The sequence below is a fragment of the Cupriavidus sp. DL-D2 genome, from assembly GCF_039710735.1.
In the GTDB taxonomy this organism is placed as follows: Bacteria; Pseudomonadota; Gammaproteobacteria; order Burkholderiales; family Burkholderiaceae; genus Cupriavidus.
This window is the reverse complement of sequence record NZ_JBDKXK010000006.1, coordinates 144,507-169,533: the sequence shown is the minus strand read 5'-3', so window position 1 is coordinate 169,533 and position 25,027 is coordinate 144,507. Positions and strand designations below refer to the sequence as shown.

Sequence of the window (25,027 nt, the reverse complement as noted above, 5' to 3'; positions counted from 1 at the left end):
TGTCCCGCAGCGGCGGTTTGCTCCCCTCTCCCGCGAGCGGGAGAGGGGTTGGGGGTGAGGGCATGGCGGTGCAAGCTGCCGATATCGCGTCTTGAACTGCTGGCCCTCACCCCCACCCCTCTCCCACTTCATGGGAGAGGGGAGCGCATAGCAAAGGGCAACGTGCTAATTGCTAACCTTGTCCGCCTTGCCTTCGTTACCCGCGATGAACGGGCTCCACGGCTGGGCGCGGATCGGCTTGGCGGTCTTCCACACCACGTTGAACTGACCATCGCCCTTCACTTCGCCGATCATCACGGGCTTGTAAAGGTGGTGGTTGTCGCCCATCGTCAGCGTGAAGCCGTCCGGCGACTTGAAGGTCTGGCCGTACATGGCGGCGCGCACCTTGTCCGGGTCCGTGGTGCCGGCCTTCTTCACGGCCTGTGCCCACATATGGATGCCCACGTACGTGGCTTCCATCGGATCGTTGGTCACGCGCTTGTCACCGCCGGGCAGGTTGTTGGCCTTGACCCATGCCGCCCATTGCTTCTTGAACGCATCGTTCTCCGGGTTCTTCACCGACATGAAGTAGTTCCATGCGGCCAGGTGGCCCACCAGCGGCTTGGTGTCGATACCGCGCAGTTCTTCCTCGCCCACGGAGAAGGCCACCACCGGCACGTCCTTGGCCTTCAGGCCGGCGTTGCCCAGTTCCTTGTAGAACGGCACGTTCGAGTCGCCATTGATCGTCGAGATCACGGCCGTCTTGCCGCCTTGCGAGAACTTCTTGATGTTGGCGACGATGGTCTGGTAATCGCTATGACCGAACGGGGTGTAGACCTCTTCGATATCCTTGTCGGCCACGCCCTTGCTCTTCAGGAACGCGCGCAGGATCTTGTTCGTGGTACGCGGGTACACGTAGTCGGTGCCCAGCAGGAAGTAGCGCTTGGCACCGCCGCCTTCCTTGCTCATCAGGTATTCCACGGCGGGGATGGCCTGCTGATTCGGCGCGGCGCCCGTGTAGAAGACGTTCTTGGACATTTCCTCGCCCTCGTACTGCACGGGGTAGAACAGCAGCGAGTTCAGTTCTTCATAGACCGGCAGTACCGACTTGCGCGATACCGAGGTCCAGCAGCCGAACGTCACGGCAACCTTGTCCTTGGTGATCAGCTGGCGCGCCTTCTCGGCGAACAGCGGCCAGTTCGATGCGGGGTCCACCACAACGGGCTCAAGCTTGCGGCCCAGCACGCCACCGCTCTTGTTGATCTCGTCGATCGTCATGAGCGCCACGTCCTTCAGCGACGTCTCGGAAATGGCCATCGTGCCCGACAGCGAATGCAGGATGCCGACCTTGATCGGTTCCTTTGTCTGCGCCATCAGCGGGCTGGTACCGATCATCGCTGCGGCGGCTACGGCCGTCAGCTTCAGCATGTCACGTCGTTTCATTGCAGCTCCCAGTTCGTCCGGTTTATGTGTGTTGGCAGGGACTACGCACCCCGGGTGATGCTTCTGCAACTAGCGTGCCAATGCCGCGAACGCCGGCAATCCCTTGCCAGGCAACGCCTGCGTGACAAATCAGCAATGGGAAAACGGCCGCGCACCAGGACGGTGCCGGCGCGACGAAGCGGAAACGACGAGTGACTGCACCGGAACCGTGCAAGGCCCCGGGTGCGTGCATGGGCGCGTGCGCCCGGTGCCTGACGCACCAATGGGCACCATCGACACAAAAAAAACGGGACCCGCTGGGGGTCCCGTTTCTCAAACAGCGGCGAGGATGCTTACTTGCTCATCCACGGCATCATGTTCGCGTTCATGTTGTGCATGATCCAGAGCGAACCGGCCAGCACGATGAACAGGATCAGGGCCGTGAACAGCAGGGCCATCACGTTCCACTTCTGTCCGTCCGAACCGTCCAGATGCAGGAAGTACTTCAGGTGCACGACGATCTGCACCACAGCCAGGCCCAGGATGACCCACAGCATGGTGGCGCGGTCCATCGTACCGTCCATCACGATCTTGAACGGGATGGCCGTCAGGATGACCGCCAGCACGAAGCCGATCACATACGACTTGACGCTGCTGTGGCCGTGCGAGGCGCCGTGGGCGCCGGTAGCGTGTTGCTGTGCCATTTACATTGCTCCCATCAGATAGACGACGGTGAACACACCAATCCAGACCACGTCCAGAAAGTGCCAGAACAGGCTGAGGCAGTTCAGGCGCTTGGTCACGGTAGGCGTCAGGCCCTTCTTCGACAGTTGGTACATGAGTACCAGCATCCACAGCATGCCGCTTGCAACGTGCAGACCGTGGGTGCCCACCAGCGTGAAGAACGAGGACAGGAATGCGCTACGGCTCGGACCGGCACCTTCATGAATCAGGTGCTTGAACTCGTAGATTTCCATGCTCATGAAGGCAGCGCCCAGCAGGAACGTCACGCCCAGCCAGAACATCACGCGGCCGCGCTGCTGGTTCTGCATCGACACCATGGCAAAGCCGTAGGTGATCGACGACACCAGCAGGATGCCGGTTTCCACCGCCACGAAGTTGAGATCGAACAGCTCCTTGCCCGACGGGCCACCCGCCACTTCGCCGCGCAGGACGGCGTAAGCGGCGAACAGGCACGCGAACAAGATGCAGTCGCTCATCAGGTACAGCCAGAAACCGAAGACGGTGTTCTCGCTGGTGTCGTGATGCGCGTGGTCGTGCGACTCGTCGTGCGAGTGCGCATGCGCGGGGGCTTGCGCCCCGAAGCGGTCAAGAACTTCTGTCGACATGGTTATCAGCCCTGCGCAGCGACGCGCTGCTGGTAGCGGGTTTCGATCTGCTCGACCTCGGCGGCCGGCACGTAGTAGTCGATGTGGTCATCGTTGGCGCGGCGGATGAAGGCCACGATCATGCCAACCAGACCCACGGCGGCAAGCCACCAGATATGCCACGTCAGCGCGAAGCCCAGTGCCAGGCTCCATGCACCCATGTAGAAACCGGCAGCCGTGTTCTTCGGCATGTGGATCTGCTCGAAGCCATCGGTGCGCATCGTTTCGCCACGGGCCTTCATGTCGGCAAACGCGTCCAGGTCACGCACCACCGGGGTGTGCGCGAAGTTGTAGAACGCGGGCGGCGACGACGTTGCCCATTCCAGCGTACGGCCACCCCACGGATCGCCCGTGACGTCGGCCAGCTTCTTGCGGTCGCGGATCGACACGATGATCTGCAGCACCTGGAAGCCGATACCCATGGCCACGAACACCACGCCCACCACGGCCAGATGCAGCCAGGGCGTCCATTCCGGATTGTCGGTGTGGTTCAGGCGACGGGTCATGCCCATCAGGCCCAGCACGTACAGCGGCATGAAGGCGAAGTAGAAGCCCACCAGCCAGCACCAGAAGGCGCACTTGCCCAGACGCTCGTTCAGCTTGAAGCCGAACGCCTTCGGCCACCAGTAGGTGACGCCGGCCAGGTAGCCGAACAGCACGCCGCCGATGATCACGTTGTGGAAGTGGGCAATCAGGAACAGCGAGTTGTGCAGCACGAAGTCGGCAGCCGGTACAGCCATCAGCACGCCGGTCATGCCGCCGATCACGAACGTGACCATGAAGCCCAGCGTCCACAGCACCGGCGACGTGAATTCCACGCGGCCACGGTACATCGTGAACAGCCAGTTGAAGATCTTCACGCCCGTCGGGATCGAGATGATCATCGTCGTGATGCCGAAGAACGCATTCACGTTCGCACCGGAACCCATCGTGAAGAAGTGGTGCAGCCACACGATGAACGACAGGACCATGATCGCGCTGGTGGCGTAGACCATGCCCTTGTAGCCGAACAGCTTCTTGCGCGAGAACGTGGCAATGATTTCCGAGAAGATACCGAATGCCGGCAGCACCAGGATGTAGACCTCGGGGTGGCCCCAGATCCAGATCAGGTTCACGTACATCATGGCGTTACCGCCGCCATCGTTCGTGAAGAAGTGCATGTCGAAGTAACGGTCCAGGCCCAGCAGCGCCAGCGACACGGTCAGCACCGGGAAGGCTGCCACGATCAGCACGTTCGTGCACAGCACGGTCCACGTGAACACCGGCATGCGCATCAGGGTCATGCCCGGGGCGCGCATCTTCAGGATCGTCACCAGGAAGTTCACGCCGGTCAGCAGCGTGCCCAACCCTGATATCTGCAAGGACCAGAGGTAGTAGTCCACCCCCACGCCCGGGCTGTAATCCAGGCCCGACAGCGGCGGGTAAGCCAGCCAGCCGGTCTTGGCGAATTCGCCAACGCCCAGCGACACGTTCACCAGCATCGCGCCGGCCACGAACAGCCAGAAGCTCAGCGTGTTCAGGAACGGGAAGGCCACGTCGCGCGCACCGATCTGCAGCGGCACCACGAGGTTCATCAGGCCCGTCATCAGCGGCATGGCCACGAAGAAGATCATGATCACGCCGTGCGCCGTGAACACCTGGTCATAGTGTTCGGGCGGCAGGAAACCGGTGGAACCATTGGTTGCCACGGCCAGTTGGGTACGCATCATGACCGCGTCGGCAAAGCCGCGCAGCAGCATGATCAGCGCCACCAGCGAGTACATCACGCCAATGCGCTTGTGGTCGACCGAGGTAATCCACTCGGTCCACAGGTAACCCCACTTCTTGAAATACGAGATCGCACCGAGCAGCGCCAGCCCACCAAGGGCGACGCAGGTCAGTGTGACCATGATGATCGGCTCATGAAACGGAATCGCCGACAAACTCAATTTGCCAAACATCATTGCTCCTAGATTTGCGCGCCCACGGCCGGGGTGGCCGGCGTGGTCAGGGACACACGCTCTTCGCCGAGCGTGTTACGCGACGTGCAGACCGGACCGCCTTCAAAACCTTCGCGGGCGACCGCACGGCCGTCGTGGCCCATGTACTGATGCAGGATGTCGGTGAACAGACCGTCTTCGACGCGGCCGAAGTACGTCACCGGTTCTGCTTCGCTCGGCTTCGCCAGGACCTTGTAGTCCTCCGAGCCAAGCTGCTTGCTGGACGCGCGCACCTGCTCCACCCACTTGTCGAACTCGAAGTTCGACATGGCGATGGCCTTGAATTTCATGCCCGAGAAGCCGCCGCCGCTGTAGTTGGCGGACATGCCGTCGTACGTACCGGCTTCGTTGGCGATGAGGTGCAGCTTGGTTTCCATCCCGGCCATGGCGTAGATCTGGCTACCCAGGCGAGGGATGAAGAACGAATTCATGATCGAATCCGACGTGATCTTGAAGTTCACCGGCGTGTTGGCCGGAAACGCGAGCTGGTTCACCGTCGCGATCTTCAGTTCCGGATAGATGAACAGCCACTTCCAGTTCATTGCCACGGCTTCCACCTGGATCGGCTTGACGTTGGATTCCAGCGGCTTGTACGGGTCGAGGTCGTGCGACGACTTCCACGTGATGATGCCCAGCGCGATGATGATCAGGCAGGGGATCAGCCACACCACCACTTCGATGCGGGTGGAGTGCGACCAGTCGGGGTCATACGTGGCCGACGTGTTGCTGGCGCGGTACTTCCACGCGAACACGAAGATCAGGACGATGACCGGCACGACGACCAGGAGCATCAGCCAGGTGGCGATCAGGATGATGCCCTTGATGTCCACGCCGACTTGCCCCTTGGGGTTCATCAGTGCGAAGTCGCAGCCGGCCAGCAGGAGCAGGCCAAGGCAAGGCAGGAACCGCATCAGGCGCGGCAATGTTGGTGTCTTCATGTCACGACGGTCTGGTTGTGTCACGCCTGTGCACAAGCGTGGCACCGCCACCTATTGCACAAGGCAACAGGCAGGCTGGGCTGGGGAAAACCGGGGACGTGTCCAAAGCTGGCGCTGCGGATGGGGCGATGCAAACGCCGGCGGACCATGCGGCCGGGCAACGCCATGAGCGCGGCTGGACAGCAACTGACGACTGCGTGCGCGAAACGCCGGGGGCGGGATGCGTGCGCTGAGGTAACCGACTGCCTGAACTGCGATCGTTCCCGGTTCGGAGCAGCCACCGGGAGAAGCGTTGTTTAACGATGCCCACGCGATTGACGCCTGCTTTTGACCGCCTCGCCAGCGCAGCGGGAACGGTCTCCGAGCGGATATCGCATTACATAAAACATCGTTGGCCGCGAATGTACCGCAACGCAACATTCCGGGTAAACCCAAACACAACGGAAACACTGTTCTTTTTATCGGACAATGTTCACAGGTGTCGCACAGAGGAAACAGTCACACCGTGATCCGATGTTTTGCTCGGAATCTTCTGGACAAATGAAACGGGCCGCGTTCTAGCGGCCCGTACTTTTTCGATGCAGCGAGTGCTTACGAGTAACGTCGGCTGATCGATTCTGCCACGCAGACCGGACGGTCACTGCCCTCGCGCTCGATCGTGACTTCCCACGTCGATTGCGCGCCGGTCAGGCCGTTCGGCGTGGGATCGAGCCGCTCCACCTTCAGCAGCTTCACGCGGCCGCGCAGGCGGCTGCCCACCGGCACCGGCGCGGTAAAGCGCACGCGGTTCAGCCCATAGTTGACGCCCATCTTGACGCCTTCCATGTGGATGGCATTCGCCATCAGTTGCGGCAGCAGCGACAGCGTCAGGAAGCCGTGCGCCACCGGCGCGCCGAATGGTGACTCCCGCTTGGCACGCTCCACATCCACGTGAATCCACTGATGGTCGCCGGTCGCTTCCGCAAACAGGTTGACCTGCTGCTGCGTGATCTCGAACCAGTCGCTGACGGCCACTTCCTGGCCCTGAAGACCCTCCAGCTCTTCCAGCGATGCAATGGTGCGCATATTCCTTGTCTCCTGATTTTGTTGATGGCCTGGGGCTTACGCCGGGCGGCGCTTGTACATGCCCATGCCCTTGACCGTGCAAACGACCTCGCCCTTCTGGTTGCTGCCGACCCACTGGGTCAGCACCACGCCGCGGTCCGGCTTCGAACCTGACGGGCGCGCTTCCAACACCTTCAGCACGGCGGTCAGCGTGTCGCCTGCGTAGACGGGCTTGAGCCAGCGGACCTCGTCCACACCGGGCGATCCCATGCTGGTCGAGCGGTCGCCCATCGACTGTACCAGCAGACGCATGATGATGCCGCACGTCATCCAGCCACTGGAAATCAGGCCGCCGTAGATACTCTGCTCGGCGGCGGCCTTGTCGATGTGGAACGGCTGGGGGTCATACTGCCTGGCAAACGCGACGATCTCTTCCTCGGTGACGTGATAGCTGCCGAGCGCGATCTCGCTGCCAACGACATAGTCTTCGAAATACATCTTGTCGGACATGGGGGCTCCAAAGCAAAAAACCGCGCTCGGGGTTGCCGGCGCGGTTCAGGGTCATGCTATCGATCAGGCGGCTTCCTGGAAGCCCGGCTGGCTGGCGAAACGGCCCAGGTGATGGTCCACGTCGCCAAACGTCGTGTTGATGAACGTCAGCCGCTTGAACATGTGCGCGGCCGGCATTTCATCGGTCACGCCCATGCCGCCGTGAATCTGCACGGCCTCCTGGCCCACCGAGCGGGCCGCCTGCCCCACGCGTGCCTTGGCGGCGGACACGTAGCGACGGCGTTCTTCGGGGCTGGCCTCGTCGAAACGCGCTGCAGCCAGCAGCGTGATCGAGCGCGATTGCTCGGCATGGATGAACATCTCCACCATGCGGTGCTGCAGCGCCTGGAAGCGCGCGATGGGCACGCCGAACTGCTGGCGCGTCTTGGCGTAGTCCAGCGTCGTGGCGTTCAGCGTGTCGAGGATGCCAACAGCTTCCGAGCACAGCAGCACTGCGGCATAGTCCGCCGTGGCTTCGAGTACATCCCAGCCCTTGCCTTCCGTGCCCAGCAGCGTGGCCGGTGCGTCCTGGAACGTCACGTCCGCGGCATGCAGGTTATCGAGCGTGCGATAGTCCTGCACGGTCACGCCAGCGCCGTTCGTATCGACGAGGTACAGCGAGATGCCGTCCTGGTCGCGCTGCGCACCGCTGGTACGTGCCGACACCACGAGCTTGTCAGCCTGCGCGCCATGCACCACCACGGTCTTCTTGCCATTGAGCTTGCCGCCCTTGGCCGTCACACGCACGTTGTTCAGTTCATAGCGCGACTGCTGCTCGCCGAATGCCGTGGCCAGCTTCACTTCGCCGCCTGCCACCTGTTCCAGCAGCGCTTCCTGGCCGCCGGCCAGCTTCAGCGCCTGCGCGCCGACGACGGTTGCCTGGTACGGCTCCACCACCAGACCACGGCCCAGTTCCTGCAGTACCACCATCATATCGACGGCCGTGCCCGAGAAACCGCCCTGTTCTTCCGGCACCGGCAGTGCGGTCAGGCCCAGTTCGACCAGTGCGCCCCATGCGTTGGCGCCGTAGCCCTGTTCGGACTTGATGTTTTTCTTGCGCGATTCGAAGTCGTAGCTTTTTTCGACGAAGCGGCGGATCGCATCGGCCAGTTGCTTCTGTTCGTCGCTGAGATTGAAGTTCATGTCGCGTGTCTCCTCACAGCCCCAGAATCATCTGGCTGATGATGTTCTTCTGAATTTCGTTGGAACCACCGTAGATCGACGTCTTGCGGTAGTTGAAGTAGTACGCTGCCAGCGGTGCGGCATCGTCGTAGCCGGTGACCGTATGGGCCTGCTCGCATTCGAGGTAGGCCGGGTCGAACGGCATAGCGTACGGGCCGGCGGCTTCCACCATCAGTTCCGTCAGCATCTGCTGGATCTCGGTACCCTTGATCTTGAGCATCGATGCCTCGGGGCCGGGGCCCTTGCCAGCGGCTTCGCTCGACACCACGCGCAGCACGGTGATTTCCAGCGCCATCAGTTCGATTTCCAGCGCGGCCACCTTGCCGGCGTACACCGGATCTTCCAGCAGCGGCTTGCCGTTCTTTTCCTGCTGGCGCGCCACGCGCTTCAGGAAGCCCAGTTCGCGCTTGGATGCGCCCACGCGGGCAATGCCGGTACGCTCGTGGCCTAGCAGGTACTTGGCGTACGTCCAGCCGCGGTTTTCCTCGCCGACGCGGTTCTCCACCGGAACCTTCACGTTGTCGAAGAACACTTCGTTCACTTCATGATCTTCATCGAGCATGATGATCGGACGTACCGTGATGCCCGGCGTCTTCATGTCGATCAGCAGGAACGAGATGCCTTCCTGCTTCTTGGCCTCGGGGTCCGTGCGCACCAGGCAGAAGATCATGTCGGCGTGCTGGCCCAGCGTCGTCCAGGTCTTCTGACCATTGACGATGTAGTGCTTGCCGTCCGAGGTCAGCTCCGCCTTCGTCTTGACCGAAGCCAGGTCCGAACCGGAACCCGGTTCCGAATAGCCCTGGCACCACCAGTCGGTGCAATCCAGGATACGCGGCAGGTAATACGATTTCTGCTCGGCGTTGCCGTACTTCATGATCACGGGCGCGACCATCGCCACGCCGAATGGCAGCACGCCGGGCGCGCCGACGCGGGCATTTTCCTCATCCCAGATATGGCGCTGCGTGGCGTTCCAGCCCGTACCGCCAAAGTCCACCGGCCAGTGCGGCGCGGACCAGCCCTTCTTGGCCAGCGTCTTGTGCCAGAGCACGAGATCGGCGCGGCTGGGGCGGCGGTGGTTGAGAACCTTTTCGCGGATATCCGCAGGCAGGTTGGCCTCGAGCCAGCTGCGCACTTCCTGACGGAAGGCGTTGTCGGCCTCCGAGTAATTGAGATCCATGCCCGTCTCCATGATGTGCCGGCGCTGGCGCCGGCCGTTTGTTTTACCTCGCGCATCGCTGCGCTGGATAAAACCGGGCACAGGATGCTTGTTCAGTGGGCCGTCTGCTTCAATGCGTCCGGCACGAGGAGCGGAAAGGTGTCGATGCCTTCGTCGGCCAGCGCCTGCGCATCCTCGGGAGTGGCCGAGCCGCGAATGCCGCGCTCGGGTGCCTCCTGATAGTGGATGCGCCGCGCTTCTTCCACGAATCGGTCGCCCACGTCCTCGGTCTGTGCCATCACCTGCCGCACGGCTTTCAGGTAGGTGGCCTGCAGCGCTTGCATCAACTGCTGCGCATCGGCCGGCACTGCCTCGCCCTGGCGGGATTGCGTCGGCGCCGGCTTCGCGGTCGCACCCGAAAGATTCAGGCGCGGCGCGCTGGGCAGGCGGCTGACCGCATGGTCGCCACAGACCGGACATTGGACGAGATCGCGTGAAAGCTGCGATTGCGCATCTTCCTCCGAGGCAAACCAGCCCTCGAAACGATGGTCTTGCGCACAGCGCAGGTCTAGCACCTTCATGATCTTTCCAGCCCGTCGGGGCAATGTTAGCCGTGAATCGAAATTTTGTGAACGGTCGTGCTAATTTATTTCTCGACCGTTGTCGCCTGGCAGGACGTGTTCGCGACACATCTCCGCCTGCAGCAGCCTAACTGGGCGCCAGGCCTTGGAAAATCAAGGGAAAACCCTCCCCTGACCTACCCTTAACTGGATACGCGGTTCGATGGAAACGGTGGCTCACTCTGCTCGCCAGGCTGCCAGGCACCCGAGATGATCTTCTCCAGCCAGAACGCGCCGATGATCGTCTTGACATCGGTGATACGACCCTGACGTACCCAGTCGATTACCTGACCGACCGGCGTGACGAATGTCTCCAGGAACTCGCCATCATCGAGCTTCGACTCGCCAGCAGACAGATCGCGCGCCAGGAAGATGTCTATGAATTCGGTGGAATAGGAAATCACGGGATGGATGCGCGTCAGGTAGTCCCAGCGCTTCGCCGTGTAGCCGGTTTCTTCCAGCAACTCCCGTTCCCCGCAGCGCTGCGCACCCTCTTCCGGGTCGAGCTTGCCAGCCGGGAATTCGAGCATGACCTCGCCCACCGGATAGCGGAACTGGCGCTCCATCAGCACGGTGCCGTCGTCGAACAGCGGGATCATCATCACCGCGCCCGGATGCAGCACGTACTCGCGCCCGGCCTGTTTGCCATCGGGCAGGCGGACGATGTCTTGTTTGAGCGTCAGGAATTTGCCGCGATGGATCGTCGCGGATGCGACGGCTGTTTCCCGAAGATGCGCATCAGCCGGCTCGGAAGCGTCGGACTGGTTGGCGGGAAATGCGGCGGAAGAAACTGCTGCGGATGTCTTGTCGGACATGGACGCTCCGGATAAGGCACGGTCCCGGAGCGTCAGGGTGTGGCCGCGTCAGGCCGTGCGATGTTTGACGAGGTATTGCCAGGTGAAGCCGGGAAAGGCAAACACCAGCATCATGCAGCCCGTGATCGCGTAGAACTGCCAGCCCTGCGGGAAGGTGTTGCCAAGGCTGGCTTCCACCGCAAGACCGGCGAGACCCGCCAGCACGTACCACGTGAAGAGTTCCACCAGGCGCAGCCACAGCGGCTTGCGGGCCCATTTCAGGCCAATCGCCGCGAACAGGCGCTGGTTGACGAACGGCAGGTTGGCACACACCAGTGCCAACAAGATGACAAACCAGCCGCCTGCCGAGGAACTCATTGCATCACCTTATAGCGTTACGTTGCTTACGACGCCAGTGTCGCACGGATGGCCTCGTAGCACAGGCTCATCAGTGCCGCCGGGAAGATACCCAGCAGGATCACGGCCAGCCCGTTGAGGCTCAGCATCGCGCGCACGCCGCCCGATGCTTCCAGCGGCTCTTCGCCAGCCGGTGCATCGAAGTACATCAGCTTGACGATACGCAGGTAGTAGAACGCGCCGATCAGCGAGAACAGCACCGCCACCACGGCCAGCCAGCTCATACCGGCCTTGACCACGGCCTGCAGCACGGCCAGCTTGGCGTAGAAGCCCACGGTCGGCGGAATGCCGGCCATCGAGAACATCATCACCAGCATCAGGAAGGCGAACCACGGATGGCGGCGCGACATGCCCTTCAGGTCTTCCAGCGTTTCCGCCTCGAAGCCCTTGCGGGTGCGGATCAGGATCAGGCCGAACGTGCCGAGCGTGGTCAGCATATACGTGATCGAGTAGAACATCGACGAGCTGTACGCGTTGGCCGCGCCATCCACCTTGTTCGCCACCACGCCGGACAGCATGCCCAGCAGGATGAAGCCCATGTGCGAGATGGTCGAGTACGCCAGCATCCGCTTCAGGTTGGTCTGCACGATCGCGGTCAGATTGCCGATCACCAGCGAGGCAATCGACAACACCACCAGCATCATCTGCCAGTCGGTGGCCAGCGGCAGCAGCCCTTCCACCAGCACGCGCAGGATCAGCGCGAATGCGGCAACCTTCGGACCCGCCGCGATCAGCAGCGTCACGGCGGTCGGCGAACCCTGATAGATGTCCGGAATCCACATGTGGAACGGTGCGGCACCGAGCTTGAACGACAGGCCAGCCACGATGAACACCACGCCGAAGGCCAGCATCGTCGTGTTGACGCGGCCCGACTCCACCACGCGGAACACTTCGCCCAGGTTCAGCGAACCCGTGGCGCCATACATCATCGACATGCCGTACAGCAGGAAGCCCGAAGCCAGCGCACCCAGCACGAAGTACTTGATGGCCGATTCCGACGTCACGCGCGAATCGCGGCGCAGCGCCACCAGTGCATACGACGACAGCGACAGCAGTTCCAGACCCAGGTACAGCGTCAGGAAGTTGTTGCCGGTGATCATCACGATCTGGCCGCCCAACGTGAACAGCGCCAGCATGTAGAACTCGCCGGCGAACAGGTCGCGGCTGCCAAGGTAGTGGCGCGTATAGATCAGCGTCAGGAACATGCCCAGCGCGCAGAACGCGGACAGCACGTTGGCCATCGGGTCGATCACGACCAGGTTGGCGAACGCGTAGTGCGTCTCGCCGTTGGCCGCGTTCAGGCCGAACCACACCGTCAGGACGAGTGTGACCAGCAGCGAAAGCGGGTACGCCAGGCTCGAGCGGTTCTTGCCGCGTGCGAGGTCGATCCAGTTGATCGCCGCGATGGCGACCGCCAGGAAAATGATTGGCGCCACCGGGGCCAGGCTAGAGGACGATTGCATGTTTATTCTCTCCCCCGCTTACAGCTTGGACTGTGCCACGTGGGACAGCAGGTTCACCACCGATGCGTGCATCACGTCGGTGAAGGGTTTCGGGTACAAGCCCATATACAGCGTCAGGATGGCCAGCAGACCCAGCATCACGAACTCACGCTTGTTCAGGTCCAGCAGTTCGCGCACATGCTCGTGGACGATGTCGCCGAAGATCACGCGCTTGACCATCCACAGCGAGTACGCCGCGCCCAGGATCAGGGCCGTGGCAGCCAGCAGGCCAATCCAGAAGTTGAACTTGACCGCGCCGAGGATAACCATGAACTCGCCCACGAAGCCCGACGTCGCCGGCAGGCCGCAGTTGGCCATGGCGAAGAACACCGAGAACGCCGCGAACTTCGGCATCACATTCACCACACCGCCGTAATCGGCGATCTGGCGCGAGTGCACGCGGTCATACAGCACGCCGATACACAGGAACATGGCACCCGAGATGAAACCGTGCGAGATCATCTGCACGATACCGCCTTCGATACCGATGTCATTGAAGATGAAGAAACCGAGCGTCACGAAACCCATGTGGGCAATCGACGAGTACGCCACCAGCTTCTTCATGTCCGCCTGGACCAGCGCCACGAGACCGATGTAGATCACCGCGATCAGCGAGATCGTGATGATGAACGGTGCCATGTAGTGGCTGGCGTCCGGTGCGATCGGCAGCGAGAACCGCAGGAAACCGTACGCACCCAGCTTCAGCATGATCGCGGCCAGCACGACGGAGCCACCGGTCGGTGCTTCCACGTGCGCGTCCGGCAGCCAGGTATGCACCGGCCACATCGGCACCTTCACGGCAAAGGCCATGAAGAACGCGAGGAAGATCAGGATCTGCTCTTCGAACGACAACTTGGCCTGGTGCCAGGTCAGGATGTCGAACGTACCGGTCTTGTTGTACAGGTACAGCAGCGCAACCAGCGTCAGCAGCGAGCCCAGCAGCGTATAGAGGAAGAACTTGAATGCGGCGTACACGCGGTTCGGACCACCCCACACACCGATGATGATGTACATCGGGATCAGCGTGGCTTCGAAGAACACGTAGAACAGCATGCCGTCCAGCGCGCAGAACACGCCGATCATCAGGCCGGACAGGATCAGGAACGCGGCCATGTACTCGGCCACGCGCTCGGTGATCACTTCCCAGGCCGAGATCACGACGATCACGGTGATGAACGCGGTCAGGACCACGAACCACATCGAGATGCCGTCCACCCCGAGGTGATAGGCGATGTTGAAGCGCTCGATCCAGTTCGCCTGCTCGACGAACTGCATCGCAGCCGTGGACGTATCGAAGTGAAGGACCAGCGGCAGCGTGACGACGAAGCTGGCGATGGCGCCGAACAACGACATCCAGCGCACGAAGCACTTGCTGTTGTCGGAGCCGAACATCAATACCAGCAGGCCGAAGAAGATAGGCAGCCAGATTGCGAAAGACAGAACCATTTCTTTGTTTTCCTTACTTGGTGCCTATCACTTGGTGCCTATCACGCCAGTGACCGTCAGCGTCAGGAGCACCAGCATGCCGAGGATCATCGCAAAAGCGTAATGGTAGATGTAGCCAGACTGGATGTAGCGGCTGGCTGCGGCAAACGATGCCACCACGCGGGCCGAACCATTGACGAACAGTCCGTCAATGAAGCTCTGGTCGCCGCCCTTCCACAGGCCCGTACCCAGCAGGCGTGCGCCACGGGCGAACACGGCCTGGTTGAATGCGTCCATGTAGTACTTGTTGTCCAGCAGCGTGTAGATGCCCGAGAAGCGTTGCTTGATGGCAGCCGGAATGTCCGGGCGCTTCATGTAGAAGAACCACGAGAGCACCACACCGGCAATGGCCAGCCACAGCACCGGGGTCTGCAGCGAGTGGATCGCCATCGGCACCCAGCCATGGAACATTTCTTCCAGTTCCTTCATGGCGTGATGGTTCTCGCCGACGAAGATCACGTCCTTGAACGCCACACCGTGTTTGAAGAACTCGCCGAACAGCATCGGCTCGATCGCGATGGCACCGATGATGACCGACGGAATGGCCAGCAGCACCAGCGGCAGCGTCACCACCCACGGCGACTCGTGCGGCTTTTCGCCAGCGGCCAGGCCATGGTGATGGTCGTCGTGCGCATCTTCCTCATCGTGATGATCGTCGTGACCGTGGCCGTGCGCGTCAGCCTTGCCCCAGCGCTCTTCCCCGTGGAACACCAGGAAGTACATGCGGAACGAGTAGAACGCGGTCACGAACACGCCACCCAGCACGGCGAAGTACGCGAAGCCAGAACCCGCCAGATGCGACTCGGCCACTGCCTCGATGATCGAATCCTTCGAGTAGAAGCCCGAGAAGAAAGGCGTACCGATCAGCGCCAGCGAACCCACCAGCGACGTGATCCACGTGATGGGCATGTACTTGCGCAGGCCGCCCATGTTGCGGATGTCCTGATCGTGGTGCATGCCGATGATCACCGAACCCGCGCCGAGGAACAGCAGCGCCTTGAAGAACGCGTGGGTCATCAGGTGGAACACGGCCACCGAGTAGGCCGAGGCGCCCAGCGCCACGGTCATGTAGCCCAGCTGCGACAGCGTGGAGTAAGCCACCACACGCTTGATGTCGTTCTGGATGACGCCCAGGAAGCCCATGAACAGCGCGGTGATCGCGCCGATGACCAGGATGAACGACAGCGCGGTGTCCGACAGTTCGAACAGCGGCGACATGCGCGACACCATGAAGATGCCGGCGGTCACCATGGTTGCCGCGTGAATCAGTGCCGAGATCGGGGTCGGGCCTTCCATCGAGTCAGGCAGCCAGACGTGCAGCGGGAACTGTGCCGACTTGCCCATCGCGCCGATGAACAGGCAGATGCAGGCAACGGTGATCATCAGCCAGTCGGTGCCCGGGAAAATCACTGCGGCCAGTTGCTCGCGCTGGGCGAACACGTCCGTGTAGTTCATGCTGCCGCTGTACGCCAGCAGCAGGCCAATACCGAGGATGAAGCCGAAGTCGCCCACGCGGTTGACCAGGAACGCCTTCATGTTCGCGAAGATCGCGGTCGGACGCGTGTACCAGAAACCGATCAGCAGGTACGAGACCAGGCCCACAGCTTCCCAGCCGAAGAACAGCTGCAGGAAGTTGTTGCTCATCACCAGCATCAGCATCGAGAAGGTGAACAGCGAGATGTAGGCGAAGAATCGGTTGTAGCCGGGGTCACCCTGCATGTAGCCGACGGTGTAGATGTGCACCATCAGCGAGACGAAGGTGACAACGACCATCATCATCGCGGTCAGCGAATCGACCAGGAAGCCGACTTCCAGCTTCAGCGTGCCGATCGTCATCCATTCGTACACGGTGGCGTTGTAGCCCGCGCCGTCCATGACGTCACGCAGCACCAGCAGCGAGAGCACGAACGCGATGGCCACGCCGAGGATGGTCGCCGTGTGAGCCGCGATCCGGCCGCCGCGCGTCTCGGATGAGAACGTGCCGAAAAACTTGGTACCGAACAGGCCGGCTATCGCAGCGCCGGCGAGCGGCGCCAGCGGAATCGCCAGCAGCAGGTTGGGGTTGAGCGTGGTTGCCATAGGACGCTTATTGGTGTGCGGTCAGGGAGCAGTCTTGGTTCTTGTCGAGGACGTTCATGTCAGCCCTTGAGGGTATCCATGTCGTCGACGTTGATCGTGTCCAGGTTACGGAACAGCACGACCAGGATTGCCAGACCGATTGCCGACTCGGCGGCGGCCACCGTAAGGATGAAGAAAACGAAAACCTGTCCGGCCAGGTCGCCCATGTAATGCGAGAAGGCGACGAAGTTCATGTTGACCGCAAGCAGCATCAGTTCGAGTGCCATCAGCAGCACGATGACGTTCTTGCGGTTCAGGAAGATGCCAACGATGCTGATCGCAAACAGGATGGCACCGAGCACAAGGAAGTGGGCGAGAGACAACACAGCGAATTCTCCGGGCTTAGTTCTTGTTGGCGGAAGCCGCGGCGTCCGCTTCGGCCCGGCCCTCGGCCGGCATTTTCACCATGCGCACGCGCTCGTCGCGACGCACGCGCAGCTGGGCGCCCACGTCCTGCGCCTTCACGTCCTTGCGGCGGCGCAGCGTCAGGGCCACGGCGGCAATGATCGCCACCAGCAGGATGATGCCGGCCACTTCGAACGCGTAGATGTAGTCGGTGTAGATCAGCTTGCCCAGTGCCGCAGTGTTCGAGTAGTTCGGGTCTTGCGAGCCGGCTGCCGCCACTGCGTTCGTGGTGCCGATGAAGTTGCGCACCAGCACGATCGCCATTTCGGCAATGATCAGCGCGCCAACGATCGAGGCCATCGGTACGTAGGTCCAGAAATCGCGGCGCAGGTGTTCGATGTCGATATCGATCATCATCACCACGAACAGGAACAGCACCATCACCGCGCCGACGTAGACCAGCACCAGCAGGATGGCAAGGAACTCTGCCTTCAGGATCATCCAGATCGCCGCGGCCGTGAAGAACGCGAGGACGAGGAACAGTGCCGAATGCACCGGGTTCTTCGCCGTGATGACTTTCAGTGCGGATAGCACCAGCACCAGGGCAAAGGCATAGAAGATGGCTGTCGTGAGTTCCATGGTCCTTATCGGATCCTCTCTGGGCCGCGCTGCCCGGGCTTCCCGTGACGGGTCGCCTGCATGCCGCGCGGCATCCTTCCGTTGGCCCCTTGCGGGACCGATTCAATGTCGTTGGCAGGTGCATCGCCATTGGCGACTGCCCCGCCCTGCTTCAATCTGCTTAGCGGTACTTCGCGTCCGCAGCCTTGGCCGCCGCGATCTGCGGCTCGTAGCGGTCGCCCACGGCCAGCAGCATGTCCTTGGTGAAGTACAGGTCGCCGCGCTTCTCGCCGTGGTACTCGAGAATGTGCGTTTCGACGACCGCGTCCACCGGGCAGGCTTCCTCGCAGAAACCGCAGAAAATGCACTTGGTCAGATCGATGTCGTAGCGCGTGGTGCGGCGGGTGCCGTCGTTACGCACATCCGATTCGATCGTGATGGCCATGGCCGGGCACACCGCTTCGCACAGCTTGCATGCGATGCAACGCTCTTCCCCATTGGGATAGCGACGCAGTGCGTGCAGGCCGCGGAAACGCGGCGACATCGGCGTTTTCTCTTCCGGGAACTGGACGGTAATCTTCCGGGCGAAGAGATAGCGGCCGGTCAGTGCCATACCCTTGAAGAGTTCCTTCAGGAGCAGGCTGTTGAAGAAGTCCTTGATGGCGAGCAGCATGACGATTGCTTCCTAAGTATTTCCGCGCGGCGCGCCCTGCCCCATCGGGCGGCGCGCCGTCGCCAGACCCATCAGGGCCAGATGTTCCACGGCGACTTGATCCAGATCGCCACAATGATCAGCCACGCCACGGTCAGCGGAATGAAGATCTTCCAGCCCAGACGCATGATCTGGTCATAGCGGTAACGCGGGAACGACGCACGGATCCAGATGAAGACCGACAGCAGCAGGAATACCTTGAACACGAGCCAGAAGAAGCCCGGGATCGCATTGGTGATCACGCTCGAGAACGGCGGTGCCCAGCCTCCGAGGAACATCAGCGAGGTCATCGTCGAGATGATGATCATGTTGATGTATTCGGCCAGGAAGAACAGCGCGAACGTCATGCCCGAGTACTCGATCATGTGCCCGGCCACGATTTCCGATTCGCCTTCCACCACGTCGAACGGGTGGCGGTTCGTTTCGGCAACGCCCGAGATGAAGTACACCAGGAACATCGGCAGCAGCGGCAGCCAGTTCCACGACAGCGCGTTGATACCCATGTTCGCGAAATAGCCGGTGTTCTGGCTGTTCACGATGGCCGACAGGTTCAGGCTGCCGGAGACCATCAGCACGGTCACCAGCGCGAAGCCCATCGCGATTTCGTACGACACCATCTGCGCGGCGGCGCGCATGGCGCCGATGAACGCATACTTGGAATTCGACGCCCAGCCGGCCAGGATCACGCCATAGACGCCCACCGAACTAATAGCCATCACGTAGAGCAGACCAGCATTCACGTCGGCCATCACGACTTCGGCCTGGAACGGAATCACTGCCCAGACTGCCACCGCGGGCATCAGCACCATCAGCGGCGCCACCAGGTACATGCCCCGGTTCACCATCGACGGGAACATGACTTCCTTGAGCAGCAGCTTCAGCACGTCGGCAATCGGCTGCAGCAGGCCCAGCGGACCCACGCGGTTCGGGCCGATACGGACGTGCATCCAGCCGATCAGCTTGCGTTCCCAGAGAATCAGGTAAGCCACGCACAGCAGCACCGGCACGACGATGACCACGGCACGGACCAGGATCCAGATCAGCGTCCAGGCGCTGCCGAAGATGGCCTGGCCTTGCGAGGTAATGAGATCGATCATGTAGCTCTCTCGCTCTTCTTATACGGTCGCCGTCGCGGGGGCATTCTGCCCGGCCGACAGGTCGATGGCTTTTTCCACGGCGACGTTGCCGAACAGCGCACCCAGCGTCGCGGCAGCCACGGTAGCGGCAGGCACGCGCACGGTGTTCGCCGGCAGCGTCTTTTCCAGCGCCGCGGGCAGCACCACACTGGCGCCATCCTGCGTCACGCGCACCGGGTCACCGGCCTGCACGCCCAGCTTGTCGAACAGGTCCTGCGACAGCGCCACCTGCATCGCACGGCGCGCGGCCGCGGTCAGTTGCAGCGATTCGGCACGACGCACGATCGGATCGGCGTGGTAGATCGGCACATCGGCAATGCGCTCGATACCGTTGGCGGCGGCTGCCGTCACGCGAATCGGTGCATCGGTGGCGTTGTTCAGTTGATCCGCGACCAGCTTCGTCAGCGCGGCATCGCGCACGGCTTCGGCAGTCTCGAATTCGAAACCCGGCACGTCCAGCAGGTTGCCCAGCACGCGCAGCACCTTCCAGCCCGGACGCGTTTCACCCAGCGCACGTACCACGCCGTTGAAGCTCTGGGCACGGCCCTCGGCATTCACGAACGTGCCAGCGGTTTCGCTGAACGGTGCGATCGGGAGAATCACGTCTGCATACTGCAGTGCGGCGTCCGAACGGAACGGCGACAGCACCACGACCGTACCGGCCTGCTGCAGCGCGGCCAGGGACTTGCGGGCATCGGCCGAATCAAATTCCGGCTCGGCGTTCAGCACGATGTAGGCACGACGCGGCGTATCCAGCATCGCCTGCGCATTGGCACCACCCTGCTGCGGCAGCGCACCGGCGATGTAACCGCCGACAGTGTTGGCAGCTTCGGTCAGGAAGCCCAGCGTTGCGCCCGTTTCCGTAGCGATCCACTGTGCCAGCGCGTGCAGCGCCGAGAATTGCGGGTGACGCACGGCTTCGTTGCCGAGGAACACGGCACGGCGCTCGCCCGACATCAGCGAATCGGCAGCCGCCTTGGCAGCGTCGCCACCATCGAAACCATCGGTGCCAGCCGGAGCGGCCACGCCCTTGGCGGTGGCCACGGCGCGGGCGATACCTGCCAGCGCGGCGGTCCAGCCCGACGGTGCCACGTCGATACGTGCGGCCGTCATCAGCAGATCTTCACCGCCAGCGCCCAGCACGGTAACGCGGGCACCCTTCTTGACAGCCTGACGCAGACGCGAGGCCAGCAGCGGCTGGTCCTTGCGCAGCGAGGCGCCGATAACCAGCGCGCGTTGCAGCGTGGTCACATCAGCGACCGGCATGCCGAGCCACGGTGCGCCCTTCACTGCTGCCGAGAAATCGGTCTGACGCAGGCGGAAGTCGATATTGTCGCTGCCCAGGCCACGCACGAGCTTGCCCAGCAGGAACAGCTCTTCGAGCGTGCTGTGCGGGCTGGCGATGGCGGCGATCTGGTCGGCGCCATGGTCACGCTTGATGCTGGCCAGGCCATTGGCCACGTATTCCAGCGCGGTCTGCCAGTCCGTTTCCATCCACTGGTTGCCCTGCTTGAGCATCGGACGGGTCAGGCGGTCGGCACTGTTCAGACCTTCGTAGGCGAAGCGGTCCTTGTCCGAGATCCAGCATTCGTTGACCTCTTCGTTCTCCAGCGGCACCACGCGCATCACACGTTGGTTCTTGGTCTGGATCACGAGGTTCGCGCCCACGCCGTCGTGCGGCGACACCGACTTGCGGCGTGCCAGTTCCCACGTACGGGCCGAGTAGCGGAACGGCTTGCTGGTCAACGCGCCAACCGGGCACAGGTCGATCATGTTGCCGGACAGTTCCGAATCCACGGTCTGACCAACGAACGTCGTGATTTCCGAGTGCTCGCCACGGTTCAGCATGCCCAGTTCCATCACGCCGGCCACTTCCTGGCCGAAACGCACGCAACGGGTGCAGTGGATGCAGCGGGTCATTTCCTCCATGGAGATCAGCGGGCCCACGTTCTTGTGGAACACCACGCGCTTTTCTTCCTTGTAGCGCGACTCCGATGCACCATAACCCACGGCCAAATCCTGCAACTGGCATTCGCCGCCCTGATCGCAGATCGGGCAGTCGAGCGGGTGGTTGATCAGAAGGAATTCCATCACGGACTTCTGGGCCTTGACGGCCTTTTCAGAGTTCGTGAACACCTTCATGCCTGGCGTCACCGGGGTGGCGCAGGCGGGCAGCGCCTTGGGCGCCTTTTCCACTTCGACCAGACACATGCGGCAGTTCGCCGCGATGGACAGTTTGCGGTGGTAGCAGAAGTGGGGGATGTACGTGCCCAGCTTGCGGGCCGCTTCCATCACGAGGCTGCCTTCCGCAACCTCTACCTTCTTGCCGTCGATCTCAAGTTCAACCATGTTCTGCCACGCTTCAGGAATGGGCCGGGACCATGCACTGCTTGTGTTCGACGTGATACTCGAACTCTTTCCAGTAGTGCTTGAGCATGCCGCGTACCGGCATCGCCGCGGCATCGCCGAGTGCGCAAATCGTGCGACCCATGATGTTTTCCGCGACGTTATTGAGCAGGTCCAGATCTTCCTGGCGGCCTTCTCCGTGTTCAATGCGATTGACCATGCGATAGAGCCAGCCGGTGCCTTCACGGCACGGCGTGCACTGGCCGCACGATTCTTCAAAATAGAAATACGACAGACGCAACAGCGACTTGACCATGCAGCGCGTCTCGTCCATGACGATCACGGCGCCCGAACCCAGCATCGAGCCGGCCTTGGCAATCGAATCGTAGTCCATGGTCGAGGCCATCATCAGGTCCGCCGGCACCACCGGCGCCGACGATCCACCCGGGATCACCGCCTTCAGTGCCTTGCCGCCGCGCATGCCGCCCGCCAGCTCCAGCAACGTGGAGAACGGCGTACCCAGCGGAATCTCGTAGTTGCCCGGACGCTCGACGTCACCGGAAATCGAGAAGATCTTGGTGCCGCCATTGTTCGGCTTGCCGATCTTCAGGTACTCCTCGGGGCCGACTTCCAGCAGGAACGGCACCGCGGCGAACGTCTCGGTGTTGTTGATCGTGGTCGGCTTGCCATACAGGCCGAAGCTCGCCGGGAAAGGCGGCTTGAAGCGCGGCTGGCCTTTCTTGCCTTCCAGCGATTCGAGCAGCGCCGTTTCCTCGCCGCAGATGTACGCGCCATAGCCATGGTGCGCATGCAGCTGGAAGTCGAAGCCCGAACCCAGGATGTTGTCGCCCAGGAAACCGGCGCGGCGCGCCTCTTCGAGGGCTTCCTCGAAGATCTTGTATTCGTTCCAGATCTCGCCGTGGATGTAGTTGTAACCCACGGTGATACCCATCGCATACGCGCCGATGGCCATGCCTTCGATCAGCGAATGCGGGTTGTAGCGGATGATGTCGCGATCCTTGAACGTACCCGGCTCGCCCTCGTCGGTATTGCAGACGAGGTACTTCTGCCCCGGGAACGTACGCGGCATGAAGCTCCACTTCAGGCCGGTCGGGAAGCCCGCACCGCCGCGGCCACGCAGGCCCGATGCCTTGACGTCCGCGATGACCTGCTCGGGGGGCACCTTGCCCTCGAGAATGCGGCGCAGCTGCTTGTAGCCGCCGCGCGCGACGTAGTCCTCGAGGTGCCAGTTCTTGCCGTCCAGGCCAGCCAGGATCAGCGGCTTGATGTGACGGTCGTGCAGAGAGGTCATGTTACTTGTCCCCCTTGGCGGCGGCTTCTGCCTTGAGCTCGTCGACGAGTTCGTCGAGTTTTGCATCGCTCATGAAGCTGCACATGCGGGTGTTGTTGACGATCATCACCGGCGCATCGCCGCAAGCGCCCATGCACTCGCCTTCCTTCAGCGTGAAGCAGCCGTCGGCGGTCGTCTCGTTGTAGTCGATCCCGAGCTTGCGCTTCAGGTATTCGCCCGCCCGGTCGCCGCCAGACAGCGCGCAAGGCAGGTTCGTGCAGACGGTGAGCTTGTACTTGCCCACCGGCTTGGTGTCATACATGTTGTAGAACGTGGCCACCTCTTCCACCCACACGGGCGGCATGTCCAGGTAGCTGGCGACGAACTGCATGACATCGGGGGAAACCCAGCCCACTTCGCCCTGGGCCACGGCGAGTGCCGCCATCACGGCCGACTGTTTCTGGTCGGTCGGATATTTCGCGATCGCGCGATCGATTTCCTTGAGAGCTTCTGCTGATAGCATGGTCATTGCAGTAATACGGCAGAGCCGCGCGTTTGGCGCCACTCCACTGGTTTGCAGCCGTCGCTGCCATGTTCTGCCGGCCCGGACGCCTGAAGCGTCCTCGCCGATCCGTTGCAGGCACCGCCTGCCGCCACCGCTACCGCCGGGGCCGGCCGAACACGCCCGGATCGTCGTCCGGGCAACGGCCTGTGACGGGATACTTGCCGGTTACCGGGTATCCCTTAGCGGTCGATCTCGCCGAACACGATGTCCTGCGTACCGATGATCGTGACCGCGTCCGCAATCATGTGTCCCCTGGCCATCTCGTCGAGCGCGGCCAGGTGTGCATAGCCGGGAGCGCGGATCTTCAGGCGGTACGGCTTGTTCGCACCGTCGGAAATCGCATAGATCCCGAACTCGCCCTTCGGATGTTCCACCGCTGCGTAAGCCTCGCCCGGCGGCACGTGCATGCCTTCGGTAAAGAGCTTGAAGTGGTGGATCAACTCTTCCATGTTCGACTTCATGTCCACCCGCGACGGCGGTGCCACCTTGTGGTTCTCGGTGATCACCGGACCCGGGTTGCGACGCAGCCAGTCGATACACTGCTTGATGATCCGGTTCGACTGGCGCATCTCTTCCACGCGCACCAGGTAACGCGAATAGCAGTCACCGGCCGTGCCCACGGGGATGTCGAAGTCGAGCTGGTCGTACACTTCGTACGGCTGCTTCTTGCGCAGATCCCACTCGATACCCGAACCGCGCAGCATCGGACCGGTAAAGCCCATCTGCAGCGCACGCTCCGGCGTCACCACGCCGATATCCACAAGACGTTGCTTCCAGATACGGTTATCGGTCAGCAGCGTCTCATATTCATCGACATATGTCGGAAAACGGTTCGTGAAGTCCTCGATGAAGTCCAGCAACGAGCCCGAACGGGCGTCGTTCATCACCTTGATGGCCTTCTCGTTGTGCACCTTGGACGCACGATATTGCGGCATCGTGTCAGGCAGGTCACGGTAGACGCCGCCCGGACGGTAGTAGGCCGCGTGCATGCGCGCACCCGACACCGCCTCGTACATGTCGAACATGTCCTCGCGCTCGCGGAACGCGTAGAGGAACACCGCCATCGCGCCCACGTCGAGTGCGTGCGAGCCGATCCACATCAGGTGGTTCAGCAGGCGGGTGATTTCGTCGAACATCACGCGGATGTACTGCGCGCGAACCGGCACCTCGAGGCCCAGCAGGCGCTCGATTGCCATCACGTAGGCGTGTTCGTTGACCATCATCGACACGTAGTCGAGGCGGTCCATGTAGGGAACGTTCTGGATCCAGGTCTTCTGCTCGGCCAGCTTTTCAGTGGCACGGTGCAGCAGGCCGATGTGGGGATCGGCGCGCTGGATGACTTCGCCATCCAGCTCAAGCACCAGGCGCAGCACGCCGTGGGCTGCTGGGTGTTGGGGACCGAAGTTGAGTGTGTAGTTCTTGATATCTGCCATGACGCCGT

The 25,027-nt window shown here is 62.1% G+C and carries 23 protein-coding genes; all 23 read right to left on the bottom strand.

Features of this window, described 5'->3' with window-relative positions:
- Nucleotides 1-165: 165 nt before the first annotated feature.
- On the bottom strand, nucleotides 166-1,422 hold the full coding sequence (urtA, locus tag ABDB81_RS06575; RefSeq protein ID WP_160471776.1) for an urea ABC transporter substrate-binding protein: 1,257 nt from the start codon (nucleotides 1,420-1,422) through the stop codon (nucleotides 166-168).
- 332 nt (nucleotides 1,423-1,754) lie between these two features.
- Nucleotides 1,755-2,105: a cytochrome o ubiquinol oxidase subunit IV gene (gene cyoD / locus ABDB81_RS06570; protein WP_137923035.1), complete on the bottom strand. Its 351-nt coding sequence runs from the start codon at nucleotides 2,103-2,105 to the stop codon at nucleotides 1,755-1,757.
- Nucleotides 2,106-2,750 carry a cytochrome o ubiquinol oxidase subunit III gene (gene cyoC / locus ABDB81_RS06565; RefSeq protein ID WP_137923034.1) on the bottom strand — a complete coding sequence of 215 codons (645 nt, stop codon included), beginning with the start codon at nucleotides 2,748-2,750 and terminating at the stop codon, nucleotides 2,106-2,108.
- A 5-nt stretch (nucleotides 2,751-2,755) separates the two neighbouring features.
- A complete protein-coding gene (cyoB, locus tag ABDB81_RS06560; protein WP_137923074.1) occupies nucleotides 2,756-4,729 on the bottom strand; it encodes a cytochrome o ubiquinol oxidase subunit I in 1,974 nt (657 codons plus the stop codon).
- Between the two features lie 8 nt (nucleotides 4,730-4,737).
- Nucleotides 4,738-5,706 (bottom strand): ubiquinol oxidase subunit II, encoded by a 969-nt coding sequence (gene cyoA / locus ABDB81_RS06555; RefSeq protein WP_137923033.1) that lies wholly within the window; start codon nucleotides 5,704-5,706, stop codon nucleotides 4,738-4,740.
- A 591-nt stretch (nucleotides 5,707-6,297) separates the two neighbouring features.
- Nucleotides 6,298-6,771, bottom strand: coding sequence for a MaoC family dehydratase (locus ABDB81_RS06550; RefSeq protein WP_137923032.1), 474 nt, complete (start codon nucleotides 6,769-6,771; stop codon nucleotides 6,298-6,300).
- A 36-nt stretch (nucleotides 6,772-6,807) separates the two neighbouring features.
- A complete protein-coding gene (locus ABDB81_RS06545) occupies nucleotides 6,808-7,260 on the bottom strand; it encodes a MaoC family dehydratase (RefSeq protein ID WP_137923031.1) in 453 nt (150 codons plus the stop codon).
- Between the two features lie 63 nt (nucleotides 7,261-7,323).
- On the bottom strand, nucleotides 7,324-8,442 hold the full coding sequence (locus tag ABDB81_RS06540; protein ID WP_137923030.1) for an acyl-CoA dehydrogenase family protein: 1,119 nt from the start codon (nucleotides 8,440-8,442) through the stop codon (nucleotides 7,324-7,326).
- A 13-nt stretch (nucleotides 8,443-8,455) separates the two neighbouring features.
- Entirely contained in the window at nucleotides 8,456-9,658 is a 1,203-nt protein-coding gene (locus ABDB81_RS06535; RefSeq protein ID WP_346810439.1) for an acyl-CoA dehydrogenase family protein, read from the bottom strand.
- Between the two features lie 92 nt (nucleotides 9,659-9,750).
- Nucleotides 9,751-10,218 (bottom strand): DUF1178 family protein, encoded by a 468-nt coding sequence (locus tag ABDB81_RS06530; protein WP_346810438.1) that lies wholly within the window; start codon nucleotides 10,216-10,218, stop codon nucleotides 9,751-9,753.
- A 182-nt stretch (nucleotides 10,219-10,400) separates the two neighbouring features.
- A complete protein-coding gene (locus ABDB81_RS06525) occupies nucleotides 10,401-11,072 on the bottom strand; it encodes an NUDIX hydrolase (RefSeq protein WP_346810437.1) in 672 nt (223 codons plus the stop codon).
- 48 nt (nucleotides 11,073-11,120) lie between these two features.
- Nucleotides 11,121-11,429, bottom strand: coding sequence for a DUF2818 family protein (locus ABDB81_RS06520; RefSeq protein WP_137923026.1), 309 nt, complete (start codon nucleotides 11,427-11,429; stop codon nucleotides 11,121-11,123).
- A gap of 26 nt (nucleotides 11,430-11,455) precedes the next feature.
- Nucleotides 11,456-12,931: an NADH-quinone oxidoreductase subunit NuoN gene (gene nuoN / locus ABDB81_RS06515; protein WP_346810436.1), complete on the bottom strand. Its 1,476-nt coding sequence runs from the start codon at nucleotides 12,929-12,931 to the stop codon at nucleotides 11,456-11,458.
- 18 nt (nucleotides 12,932-12,949) lie between these two features.
- Nucleotides 12,950-14,416, bottom strand: coding sequence for an NADH-quinone oxidoreductase subunit M (locus ABDB81_RS06510; protein WP_137923024.1), 1,467 nt, complete (start codon nucleotides 14,414-14,416; stop codon nucleotides 12,950-12,952).
- 27 nt (nucleotides 14,417-14,443) lie between these two features.
- Nucleotides 14,444-16,534 (bottom strand): NADH-quinone oxidoreductase subunit L, encoded by a 2,091-nt coding sequence (nuoL, locus tag ABDB81_RS06505; RefSeq protein ID WP_346810435.1) that lies wholly within the window; start codon nucleotides 16,532-16,534, stop codon nucleotides 14,444-14,446.
- Between the two features lie 59 nt (nucleotides 16,535-16,593).
- Complete coding sequence (gene nuoK / locus ABDB81_RS06500) at nucleotides 16,594-16,899, bottom strand: NADH-quinone oxidoreductase subunit NuoK (protein ID WP_029050842.1); 306 nt, start codon at nucleotides 16,897-16,899, stop codon at nucleotides 16,594-16,596.
- A 16-nt stretch (nucleotides 16,900-16,915) separates the two neighbouring features.
- Nucleotides 16,916-17,557 carry an NADH-quinone oxidoreductase subunit J gene (locus ABDB81_RS06495; protein ID WP_137923022.1) on the bottom strand — a complete coding sequence of 214 codons (642 nt, stop codon included), beginning with the start codon at nucleotides 17,555-17,557 and terminating at the stop codon, nucleotides 16,916-16,918.
- 160 nt (nucleotides 17,558-17,717) lie between these two features.
- Entirely contained in the window at nucleotides 17,718-18,209 is a 492-nt protein-coding gene (nuoI, locus tag ABDB81_RS06490; protein ID WP_137923021.1) for an NADH-quinone oxidoreductase subunit NuoI, read from the bottom strand.
- A gap of 71 nt (nucleotides 18,210-18,280) precedes the next feature.
- Nucleotides 18,281-19,345, bottom strand: a complete 1,065-nt coding sequence (gene nuoH / locus ABDB81_RS06485; protein WP_137923020.1) for an NADH-quinone oxidoreductase subunit NuoH — start codon at nucleotides 19,343-19,345, stop codon at nucleotides 18,281-18,283.
- Between the two features lie 18 nt (nucleotides 19,346-19,363).
- A complete protein-coding gene (gene nuoG / locus ABDB81_RS06480) occupies nucleotides 19,364-21,733 on the bottom strand; it encodes an NADH-quinone oxidoreductase subunit NuoG (protein ID WP_137923019.1) in 2,370 nt (789 codons plus the stop codon).
- Nucleotides 21,734-21,746: 13 nt separating this feature from the next.
- Nucleotides 21,747-23,042 carry an NADH-quinone oxidoreductase subunit NuoF gene (gene nuoF, locus ABDB81_RS06475; RefSeq protein ID WP_137923018.1) on the bottom strand — a complete coding sequence of 432 codons (1,296 nt, stop codon included), beginning with the start codon at nucleotides 23,040-23,042 and terminating at the stop codon, nucleotides 21,747-21,749.
- A gap of 1 nt (nucleotide 23,043) precedes the next feature.
- Entirely contained in the window at nucleotides 23,044-23,544 is a 501-nt protein-coding gene (nuoE, locus tag ABDB81_RS06470; protein WP_137923017.1) for an NADH-quinone oxidoreductase subunit NuoE, read from the bottom strand.
- 221 nt (nucleotides 23,545-23,765) lie between these two features.
- A complete protein-coding gene (locus ABDB81_RS06465) occupies nucleotides 23,766-25,019 on the bottom strand; it encodes an NADH-quinone oxidoreductase subunit D (RefSeq protein WP_160471768.1) in 1,254 nt (417 codons plus the stop codon).
- Between the last annotated feature and the right edge of the window lie 8 nt (nucleotides 25,020-25,027).

Coding starts and splice junctions, on each gene's coding strand:
- ABDB81_RS06535 (WP_346810439.1), bottom strand. CDS start 9,658: ATGGATCTCAATTACTCGGAGGCCGACAACGCCTTCCGTCAGGAAGTG.
- nuoF (WP_137923018.1), bottom strand. CDS start 23,042: ATGACCTCTCTGCACGACCGTCACATCAAGCCGCTGATCCTGGCTGGC.
- nuoG (WP_137923019.1), bottom strand. CDS start 21,733: ATGGTTGAACTTGAGATCGACGGCAAGAAGGTAGAGGTTGCGGAAGGC.
- cyoA (WP_137923033.1), bottom strand. CDS start 5,706: ATGAAGACACCAACATTGCCGCGCCTGATGCGGTTCCTGCCTTGCCTT.
- nuoI (WP_137923021.1), bottom strand. CDS start 18,209: ATGCTGCTCGCCATCAAGGACTTCTTCAACAGCCTGCTCCTGAAGGAA.
- ABDB81_RS06465 (WP_160471768.1), bottom strand. CDS start 25,019: ATGGCAGATATCAAGAACTACACACTCAACTTCGGTCCCCAACACCCA.
- nuoN (WP_346810436.1), bottom strand. CDS start 12,931: ATGCAATCGTCCTCTAGCCTGGCCCCGGTGGCGCCAATCATTTTCCTG.
- urtA (WP_160471776.1), bottom strand. CDS start 1,422: ATGAAACGACGTGACATGCTGAAGCTGACGGCCGTAGCCGCCGCAGCG.
- nuoH (WP_137923020.1), bottom strand. CDS start 19,345: ATGATCGATCTCATTACCTCGCAAGGCCAGGCCATCTTCGGCAGCGCC.
- ABDB81_RS06525 (WP_346810437.1), bottom strand. CDS start 11,072: ATGTCCGACAAGACATCCGCAGCAGTTTCTTCCGCCGCATTTCCCGCC.
- ABDB81_RS06550 (WP_137923032.1), bottom strand. CDS start 6,771: ATGCGCACCATTGCATCGCTGGAAGAGCTGGAGGGTCTTCAGGGCCAG.
- cyoD (WP_137923035.1), bottom strand. CDS start 2,105: ATGGCACAGCAACACGCTACCGGCGCCCACGGCGCCTCGCACGGCCAC.
- cyoB (WP_137923074.1), bottom strand. CDS start 4,729: ATGTTTGGCAAATTGAGTTTGTCGGCGATTCCGTTTCATGAGCCGATC.
- ABDB81_RS06495 (WP_137923022.1), bottom strand. CDS start 17,557: ATGGAACTCACGACAGCCATCTTCTATGCCTTTGCCCTGGTGCTGGTG.
- ABDB81_RS06530 (WP_346810438.1), bottom strand. CDS start 10,218: ATGAAGGTGCTAGACCTGCGCTGTGCGCAAGACCATCGTTTCGAGGGC.
- ABDB81_RS06510 (WP_137923024.1), bottom strand. CDS start 14,416: ATGGTTCTGTCTTTCGCAATCTGGCTGCCTATCTTCTTCGGCCTGCTG.
- ABDB81_RS06545 (WP_137923031.1), bottom strand. CDS start 7,260: ATGTCCGACAAGATGTATTTCGAAGACTATGTCGTTGGCAGCGAGATC.
- ABDB81_RS06540 (WP_137923030.1), bottom strand. CDS start 8,442: ATGAACTTCAATCTCAGCGACGAACAGAAGCAACTGGCCGATGCGATC.
- nuoL (WP_346810435.1), bottom strand. CDS start 16,534: ATGGCAACCACGCTCAACCCCAACCTGCTGCTGGCGATTCCGCTGGCG.
- nuoE (WP_137923017.1), bottom strand. CDS start 23,544: ATGCTATCAGCAGAAGCTCTCAAGGAAATCGATCGCGCGATCGCGAAA.
- cyoC (WP_137923034.1), bottom strand. CDS start 2,750: ATGTCGACAGAAGTTCTTGACCGCTTCGGGGCGCAAGCCCCCGCGCAT.
- ABDB81_RS06520 (WP_137923026.1), bottom strand. CDS start 11,429: ATGAGTTCCTCGGCAGGCGGCTGGTTTGTCATCTTGTTGGCACTGGTG.